Below are 9,245 nucleotides of genomic sequence, written 5' to 3' on the forward strand. Positions count from 1 at the left end.
CCCGATGCCTGAACTGAACAGTTCGACGAATGAGCCCCTGAACTCCGAGGACAAGTTGCCGGGGTCGAGTTTTGGTCCGGGTGACAGTAGTGGCGACGGCAAGTTGGATGTGTCGCCGGTGGGTTCGTCGACCGATTCGGGCGAAGAACGGCAGAACGACGAGAAGGCCGGTGACCTGACGGTCTCGGAGCTTCGGGAGTGGCTGCGACAGTGGGTCTCCGACACGACCGGACTGCCGGTCGACCAGGTCTCCGACGACCGGCCGATGGAAGAGTTCGGCCTGTCCTCGCGCGACGCGGTTGCGTTGTCGGGCGACATCGAGGACAAGACCGGCATCATCCTCACTGCCACCGTCGCATACCAGCATCCGACGATCGCGTCGCTGGCCAAGCGCATCATCGAAGGCGACCCGGATGCGGGCCGCGAGGACGATGACGACGACGATCTGTACAACCGCACGCGGGACCCGAACGACGACATCGCGATCGTCGGTGTGGCAACACGTTTCCCGAAAGCGGGCCACACCCCGGAATCCACCTGGGACCTGCTGATCAACGGCGGCGACGGCATCAGTGACCTGCCCGAGGATCGCTGGACAGAGTTCAAGTCGGATCCGCGGATCGCCAAGGTGCTCGACGAGGCCAACCTCAAGGGCGGCTACCTCGACGACGTCAAGGGCTTCGACGCCGACTTCTTCCAGATGTCGCCGCGCGAGGTCGAGATGGTGGACCCGCAGCAACGCCTCGCACTCGAATTGACCTGGGAGGCACTGGAACACGCGCACATCCCGGCCAGTGACCTCAAGGGCGGCCAGGTCGGTGTGTTCATCGGCAGTTCCACCAACGACTACCAGATGCTGGCGGTCTCCGATCCCGAAGGTGCCGGCGAAACCGCCGCGTATGCGCTGACGGGCACCTCCACTTCCATTGTGGCGGGACGGGTTTCGTACTATTTCGACTTCCGCGGGCCGTCCATCGCACTCGACACCGCATGCTCCTCGTCGCTGGTCGCGGTGCACCAGGCAGTGCGCAGCCTGCGCAGCGGCGAATCCGATGTCGCTCTCGCGGGCGGCGTCAACATGCTGATCACCCCGGCCGCGACGCTGGGGTTCGACTCCGTGGGTGTGCAGTCCAAAGACGGTTACATCAAGGCGTTCTCGTCCGATGCCGACGGCATGATCCGTGCCGAGGGCGGCGGACTCGTTGTGCTGAAACGACTTTCCGATGCCCGCCGCGACGGTGACAACGTGCTCGCGGTGGTCGCGGGATCGGCCGTCAACTCCGACGGGCGCTCCAACGGTCTGCCCGCCCCCAATCCCGAAGCTCAGGTTCAGGTGCTGCGCAGCGCCTACATTGACGCCGCCATCAATCCGCGCGACGTCGACTACATCGAGGCGCACGGCACGGGAACGATTCTGGGCGATCCCATCGAGGCAGACGCGCTCGGTCGTGTGCTCGGCAAGGGGCGCGATGCGGCCAAGCCGACACTGCTCGGTTCGGCGAAGACCAACTTCGGCCACCTCGAAGCCGGTGCCGGTGCCGCAGGCCTGATCAAGCTGATCCTTGCTCTTCAAGAGGACAAGCTCCCGCCGTCGCTGCACTACGCGGGCCCCAACCCGTACATCCAGTTCGACGCGCTGCGGCTCAGTGTTGTCACCGAGCCCGCTGATTGGCCCAGGTACTCCGGCCGCGCCATCGCGGGTGTCTCGGGATTCGGGTTCGGCGGCACCAACGCCCACGTGGTGGTCCGAGAGGTCACGCCAGAAGACCTGAGGGAACCCGCCACCGAGGTCATCGACGAGCCGGTTGCCGCCCAGGCTACGGTCGCCGACTTCCTCGACGAGGACGATGACCTCGACGAGTTCCTCACCGAGGCCGAACGCGCGGCGCTGGGCCAGCTCGCGGCCACACCGGCGAAAACCGAAGAGCCGCAATCCGAGGAGGACCCGGCAGAAGGCTTCGCGCCGTGCCGAGCCGAGGGTTCGGTTGTCCCGCTGGTGGTTTCGGGGTTCCTCCCGTCGCGCCGTCGCAAGACCGCCGCCGACCTCGCAGACTGGCTCGAGACCGACGCTGCTAAGAACACGCCGCTTGCCGACATCGGGCGGGCCCTGGCACACCGAAACCACGGACGTACCCGGTCGGTGGTGATGGCCCGCACCCACGAGGATGCGCTCAAGGGCATGCGGGCGGTCGCGGACAACAAGAACAGTCCGCTCGTATTCACCTGTGACTCACCGGATTCGGCGTCGCCGGTGTGGCTGCTGTCGGGTTTCGGTTCGCAGCACCGCAAGATGGGCAAGCAGCTCTACACCGAGAATCCGGTGTTCGCCGCGGCGGTGGACAAGGTCGACAAGCTGATCGTCGAGGAGCTCGGCTATTCGATCGTCGAGCAGTTCCTGGACGATTCGGTGGCCTACGAGATCGAGACGTCTCAGATTGGAATCTTCACCATCCAGATCGGCCTGGCCGAGTTGCTCCGCCACCATGGTGCGGATGCCGGTGTGGTCGTCGGACACTCGATGGGGGAGGCGGCAGGCGCCTACATCACGGGTGGTCTGTCCCTCGAGGACGCCGTCCGGGTCATCTGCCAGCGGTCGCGACTGATGGGCGAGGCCGAGGCGCAGCTGACCGGCGACGACATCCGGCTGATGGCGCTGGTGGAGTACAGCGCCGATGACATCACCGGTGTGCTCGCCGACTACCCCGATCTCGAGATCTGCGTGTACGCAGCACCCACCCACACCGTCATCGGCGGTCCTGAACCGCAGGTCGACGCCATCGTGGCGCGGGCCGAGAGCGAGGGCAAACTCGGGCGAAAACTCGCCACGAAGGGTGCCAGCCACACGTCTCAGACCGACCCGTTGCTCGGTGAACTCGCCTACGAGCTCACCGGCATCGAGCCCCGATCGCCGAAGATCGGCTTCTACAGCTCGGTCGACCGCGAGACCTTCTACCGGCCGGGCAGCGAGCCGGTGCACGCCGTGGAGTACTGGACCAAGGGCCTGCGGCACAGCGTGTGGTTCTCCCAGGCCGTCGCCAAGGCCGTCGAGAACGGGCACACCACGTTCCTCGAACTGTCGCCGAACCCCGCGGTACTGATTTCCGTTGCCGCCGTGACCTTCTCGGTCGGCATCCACAACGCCGAACTGATCGAGACGTTGCGCCGCAAGGAAGACGAGAGTCACGGCGTGATCAACGCGCTGATGAAGCTCTACGTTCACGGTCATGCCGTCGACGTCGGATCGCTGTTCGGCAAGGGCGATTTCGCCGAGATCCCGCGGACCCGGTTCGAACGCAAGCCGTACTGGCTGACCGCAAACATCTCGGCCGGATCGGGTGATTCCAGGATTCCGGGATCGCATGTGGCCCTCCCCGACGGTCGCCACGTCTGGCAGGTCGCTGCCTCGGCGGCATCCGACCTCACCGAGCTCGTCAGAGTTGCTGCGTCGCAGGTGCTCTCCGATGTGCAGGTGACGGCGGTGCTCCCGCACGGTGAGCCGGTGGGCGCCTCGACGCTGACCACCACCTTGGCACCTCACCCGGGCGGCGGTGCGCTGCAAGTGCATGCTGCCGAAGGCAATTCGTTCCGGCTGCTGCTCGACGCCGTGGTGGTCTCCGACGGAGCGGCTCCCGCAGCCGTTCAGACGGCCCCCGCCACTCCTGTGACGGCCGAACAGTCCGGGTTCGTCGACAACACGCTGGTGACCGAACCAGAGATCAGCGATGAGATCGGCGCCCGGTGGGATCCGGCCTCCGGCGAGACCATCGATGACCGGCTGGCACAGATCGTCGCAGAGTCGATGGGTTACGAGGCCGAAGATCTGCCTCGTGAGATCCCGCTGATCGAGCTGGGCCTGGATTCGCTGATGGCCATGCGCATCAAGAACCGTGCGGAGTGGGAGTTCGACATCCCGCAGCTGCAACTGCAGGCGATGCGCGACGCCAACCTCCAAGATGTGGTCAAGTTCGTCACCTACGCCGTGGAGCACCGCGACGAGGTGGAGGCGCTGGCCGCCGATGCAGCGGGCAAGGGTGAATTGGACACCGCCGCATTGGCCGAACTGATCAACTCCGAGGGAACCAAAACCGACAAGCCCCAGACCGACGAGCCCCAGGCCGTCGAGCCCCGAGCGGAAGCGTCTCTCGACACACCCGCACCCGCAGAGGCTGTCGCCGCCGCGGATTCGGCGCCCGCTCCGGCTCAGCCGGCACCGGCACAAGCCCAGGCCGACAAGCCGAAGGCCAACCTGCAGAACGCGGCCGCGGTCGCTGCCGCGGCCGGTGCGGACGTCCCACCGCGAGATGCCGCCGAGCGTCTCACCTTCGGCGTGTGGGCCGTGGTCACCGGAAAGTCGGCCGGCGGCATCTTCAACCCCCTCCCGGTGCTCGACGACGAGACCGCAGAGAAGTTGACGGCCCGGTTGTCCGAACGTGCGGGCGGCGAGCTCGACATCGAAGACGTCATCGATGCCGACAACATCGAGACGATGTCGAACTACGTGCGCGAGCATCTCGAGGGTGGGCTGGTGGACGGCTTCGTCCGCTACCTCCGGACCCCCGAGAACTCAGACCGCACACCGGTACTGGTGTTCCACCCGGCCGGTGGCTCCACCGCCGCGTACGAGCCACTGCTCAAGCGACTGCCCGAGGACGTCCCGGTCATCGGATTCGACCGCGTCGAGGGGACCATCGAAGAACGGGTCCGGCAGTACTACCCGAAGCTGCGCGAGATCCAACCCACCGGCCCGTACGTGCTGGTCGGCTGGTCTCTCGGCGGCGCCCTGGCATACGGATGCGCGCAGGTACTCGTCGAAGCCGGGGAAGAGGTCTCGTTTGTCGGCCTGATCGATGTGGTGCGCCCGGCCGAACCGGTCGAGGACACCCCAGAGACCAAGAGGGCCCGCCTCGAGCGGTACCTGGACTTCGCCAAGCGCACCTACGGTCTCGACGATGTGCCGATCCCGATGGACCGCCTGGTGGAGGCCGACGACGACGGCCAGTTCAAGATCATCATGGAGATGCTGGCGATGAGTGACGCCAAGATCCCTGGTGGCATCATCGAACATCAGCGCACCAGCTTCCTCGACAACCGCGCGTTGTCGACGGTGGAACCGACGCGCTTCGACGGCAAGGTGGTCCTCTACCGGGCCGACAAGATGCATGATGGCGCAATCGAACTCGAACCGCAGTGGGCCAAGATCGATGAAGACGGAAGATGGGGAGAGGTGGTCGACGATCTCGAGATCATCCACGTCGGAGGCGATCACCTGGCGATCATCGACGAACCCTACATCGGAAAAATCGGTGCCGATCTGACCGCACGGTTGGAAGAGCTCGCAAGAAAGTGACCCAGATTGACTGACACCACCGCCGGCAAGCTCAAGGAACTTCGCGAGAAGCTCGAGGCGGCAAAAGAACCCGGCGGCGAGCGGGCGGTCGCGAAGAGGGCTGCCAAAGGCATCGCGTCGCCTCGTGAACGACTGGACATGTTGTTCGACCCCGGCACCTTTGTCGAGTTCGGCCGACTCGCCAAGATGCCCGGCGCCGCGGACAGCGGCTACGGCGATGGCGTGGTGACCGGGCACGGCCTGGTCAACGGCCGTCCGGTCGCAGCGTTCTCGCACGACCAGACGGTGTTCGGCGGCACGGTCGGTGAGATGTTCGGCCGCAAGGTCTCGGCCATCATGGAGTGGGCAGGCAAGATCGGCTGCCCCATGGTCGGCATCAACGACTCCGCAGGCGCCCGTATCCAGGACGCGGTCACCTCGCTGGCCTGGTACGCCGAGATGGGCCGTCGCAACGACTTGTTGTCGGGGCTGGCGCCCCAGGTCTCGATCATTCTCGGCAAGTGTGCGGGTGGCGCGGTGTACACCCCCGCGAACACCGACATCCTCGTCGGCGTGAAGGACGAGAGCTACATGTTCGTCACCGGGCCGGACATCCTCCGTGAGGTGAACGGTGAGGACGTCACGGCCGAGGAGCTCGGTGGCTCGTACAACCAGTCCAAATGGGGCAACATCCATCACCTGGCCGATGACGAGAAGAGCGCATTCGAATGGGTGCGTGACTATCTCGAGTACATGCCGTCCTCGTGCCATGAGAAGGCGCCGGTGATCAATCCCGGGCTGGAACCGGAGATCACCGCAAGTGACCTCTCACTCGACACGTTCATGCCGAACAACGACAACACCGGCTACGACATGCGCGACATCATCCTGCGCGTGTTCGACGATGGTGCGTTCCATGAGGTCGCCGAATTGTTCGCGCCCAACATCATCACGGGTTACGCGCGGGTGGACGGTATCTCGGTGGGTGTGGTGGCCAATCAGCCGAGCGTGATGGCCGGTGTGCTCGACACCGATTCGTCGGAGAAAGCCACTCGTTTCGTCCGAATCTGCAACGCGTACAACATCCCCCTGATCTTCCTGGTCGACACCCCGGGCATCCTCCCGGGCGTCGAGGAAGAGAAGAAGGGCACCATCCGGCGATCGGGCAAGTTCCTGTTCGCTTACGTGGAGGCCGACGTCCCGAAGATCACCGTGGTGCTGCGCAAGGCATATGGCGGCGCCTACGCGGTGATGGGTTGCAAGCAGCTCGGCGCCGACATCAACTTCGCGTGGCCGACGGCCAAGATCGCGGTGATGGGTGCGGAGTCCGCGGCCACCATCCTGACCCGGCGGCAGACCGAGAACGCGACGCCGGAAGAGGCTTCGAAGATCCGGAAGGACTTCGTCGACTTCTACAACACCATGATGGCGACCCCGTACCTCGCCGCCGAGCGGGGCTACATCGACGCCGTGATCGATCCGTCGAGCACTCGGTTGCAACTGCGAAAAGCGTTGGCGCAGCTGAAGGACAAGCACATCCTGCGGTCGCCGCGTAAGCACTTCCTGATGCCGATCTGACCTGCGGTCCACCCGCGGCGGAACGGAGAGCTGTTCCCAGGTGACGGGCGGTGATCTGGTTAACTCTTAGCCGGCGTATGCACGTGCCGGCAAAGGAGTCCCCCACATGCGATTGCATTCAGATCGTGGGGAGCCCGGTCGGCAATCCCCCGTGAGCCTTGTGCTCGGGGTGATGGTGCTGCTGTTCGCCGGCGTCGTGGTGTCGGATTCGGTCAGAGGCGGTGGTAATTCGTCGCCGTCCGACGACGCGTTCTACAGCTGGACCAAGTCGTTGGACGATCTGCGCCCCGGCACGGTTCTGCGCACGCGTGAGATCAAACTCGCTGTCGGCAAGGTGCGGACCCCGATTTCGGGAACCCAGGCGCTGTACCGCTCCACCGATCAGTACGGCGAACCCAGCACGGCCGTGACCACCATGTTCCGCCCGATCGAAGCCCAACCCGATGCGCGGATCATCTCCTATCACGTCGCCTATGACGCCCTCGGTGATGAGTGCGATCCCTCGTACACGCTGCGTGGCAACGAACCCAACATGCTTTCCGAGGTCGCCGAGACCGTGATCGCGGGCTACCTTGCCACCGGCCACATCGTCAGCGTGCCGGATTACGAAGGCCTGCAAGAGGGGTGGACTGTCGGCAGGCAGTCCGGATACAACGCTCTGGACGGGATCCGGGCGACCGAGTCGGTCTTCGGGCTCGCGCCGGATACACCGGTCGGACTCATCGGCTACTCGGGTGGGTCGGTGCCCACCCAGTGGGGAGCCGAGGTGGCGCCGGCCTACTCGCCGGAACTGAACATTGTGTCGGCCGCCGCGGGTGGCCTGCCGGTGAACATGGCGCACAACCTCACCTACGTCAGCGGGGGCGCCGACTGGGCTGGGGTCATCCCGGCTCTGGTCGGTGCGTACAGCCGCACTTATGACCTCGACACCGACTCGTTCCTCTCGCCATATGGTGCTCGCCTGGTCAACACGGTGTCGGACTTGTGCATCGCCGATTTCGCGCACAACTACCCGGGCCTGACCGACGCCGCAATGGTGAAGACCCCGAACACCTCCCTGCTCCAGATCCCGTCGATGGTGGAGGCGAGCAACGACAACATCATGGGCAGCTCGGGCACGCCGCGGGCGCCGATGTTCATCGCGGTGGGACAGGCCGACGACACCGGTGACCAGGTGATGGTCACCGCAGACGTGCGGGGCCTTGCTCACGAATACTGCGCGCGGGGTGTGTCGGTGGACTACCGGGTCTACGACGGCGACGACCACCGGGAGGCGTACGTCAAGTTCCAGCGCGATGCGGCGGTGTTCCTGCTGGAACGGTTCCGAGGCGTGCAAGCGCCCGACAAGTGCGCGGACATACCGCCCGGCAACTCACTCGAACCCACGCCGGTACCTGCGGGTTGAACGGTCTTCACACGTCGTCGTCCTCGTCGGGATGCCGGATGCCACCCGCGAGCATCACCCCGATGGCAAACCCTGCCACGGGGAACGCATACGCCCACCCGAAGCCGATGTCGGGCAGCTGACCGTCACCCGAGACGAGTACGGCCTTGTGAGGGACCAGCCGTATCGTCGCCAGGATGGCTGCGCCACCGAGCGTGCAACCCGCCACCATCATGAGGCTGCGCACCTCGCTGCGGGTGCCCGCACCGAGTCGCGCGGTGAAATGCTCTGTGGCCCAGCCGAGCAGCCCCGCGCAGATCGCGAAGGCAGCGGGGATCAGCCAGACCCACCCCGGCACGTGGAGGGCGAGGTCGCGGCCGGACGGGAGGTGCACCTTGGTCGACGACTCCGTGATCCCGGGAGTGATGAAATACCAGCCGAGCACCGCGACGAATCCGAAGCCCAGACCGATGACGGCGGCCCGCAACCACGTTGTGCGCCAGAGGCGTAGTACAACTGGCGTGGACCCGACCGTTCCCATCCTCATACCGTTGCACACAGCCGCCCCGCGACGCCGCAGGTCCTCCTGCTGCTGTCACTTCCTCCGGTTGCAGTCGGAGGGTGTGGCCGGAGTCGGAGGGGGTCGGTGGGGAACCGGGCCTTGGTGGTCGCCGGTTCGCCAGTTCCTCCGGTTTCACTCACTTCCTCCGGTTGCAACCGGAGGTTGTGGCCGAAGTCGGAGGGTGTCGGCGGGATTCGGGCCTTGGTGGTCGCCGGGTCGCCAGTTCCTCCGTCGAAGTCGGAGGGTGTCGGCGGGACCGGGTCTTGGTGGTCGCCGGTTCGCCAGTTCCTCCGGTTTCACTCACTTCCTCCGGTTGCAACCGGAGGTTGTGGCCGAAGTCGGAGGGTGTCGGCGGGATTCGGGCCTTGGTGGTCGCCGGGTCGCCAGTTCCTCCG

Annotated in this window: 4 protein-coding genes; 3 read left to right on the top strand and 1 reads right to left on the bottom strand. The window is 65.5% G+C overall.

Annotation, left to right across the window (positions count from 1 at the left end; translation table 11 throughout):
* The first annotated feature begins 4 nt into the window (after positions 1-4).
* From pks13 to KXR83_RS03350, 3 genes are all read left to right on the top strand, one after another.
* On the top strand, positions 5-5,347 hold the full coding sequence (pks13, locus tag KXR83_RS03340; RefSeq protein WP_437423579.1) for a polyketide synthase Pks13: 5,343 nt from the start codon (positions 5-7) through the stop codon (positions 5,345-5,347).
* Positions 5,348-5,353: 6 nt separating this feature from the next.
* Positions 5,354-6,904, top strand: a complete 1,551-nt coding sequence (locus tag KXR83_RS03345) for an acyl-CoA carboxylase subunit beta (RefSeq protein ID WP_437423580.1) — start codon at positions 5,354-5,356, stop codon at positions 6,902-6,904.
* A gap of 106 nt (positions 6,905-7,010) precedes the next feature.
* Positions 7,011-8,309, top strand: a complete 1,299-nt coding sequence (locus KXR83_RS03350) for a lipase family protein (RefSeq protein WP_437423581.1) — start codon at positions 7,011-7,013, stop codon at positions 8,307-8,309.
* Between the two features lie 7 nt (positions 8,310-8,316).
* Here KXR83_RS03350 and KXR83_RS03355 read toward each other — a convergent pair whose 3' ends face one another.
* Positions 8,317-8,829, bottom strand: coding sequence for a hypothetical protein (locus KXR83_RS03355; protein ID WP_437423582.1), 513 nt, complete (start codon positions 8,827-8,829; stop codon positions 8,317-8,319).
* Positions 8,830-9,245 lie beyond the last annotated feature (416 nt).

The organism is Williamsia muralis (assembly GCF_051487485.1).
In the GTDB taxonomy this organism is placed as follows: domain Bacteria; phylum Actinomycetota; class Actinomycetes; order Mycobacteriales; family Mycobacteriaceae; genus Williamsia; species Williamsia muralis_B.

Bases quoted from the DNA above. Each gene is read 5' to 3' on its own strand.
- pks13 (WP_437423579.1), top strand. From the start codon at position 5: ATGCCTGAACTGAACAGTTCGACGAATGAGCCCCTGAACTCCGAGGAC.
- KXR83_RS03350 (WP_437423581.1), top strand. From the start codon at position 7,011: ATGCGATTGCATTCAGATCGTGGGGAGCCCGGTCGGCAATCCCCCGTG.
- KXR83_RS03355 (WP_437423582.1), bottom strand. From the start codon at position 8,829: ATGGGAACGGTCGGGTCCACGCCAGTTGTACTACGCCTCTGGCGCACA.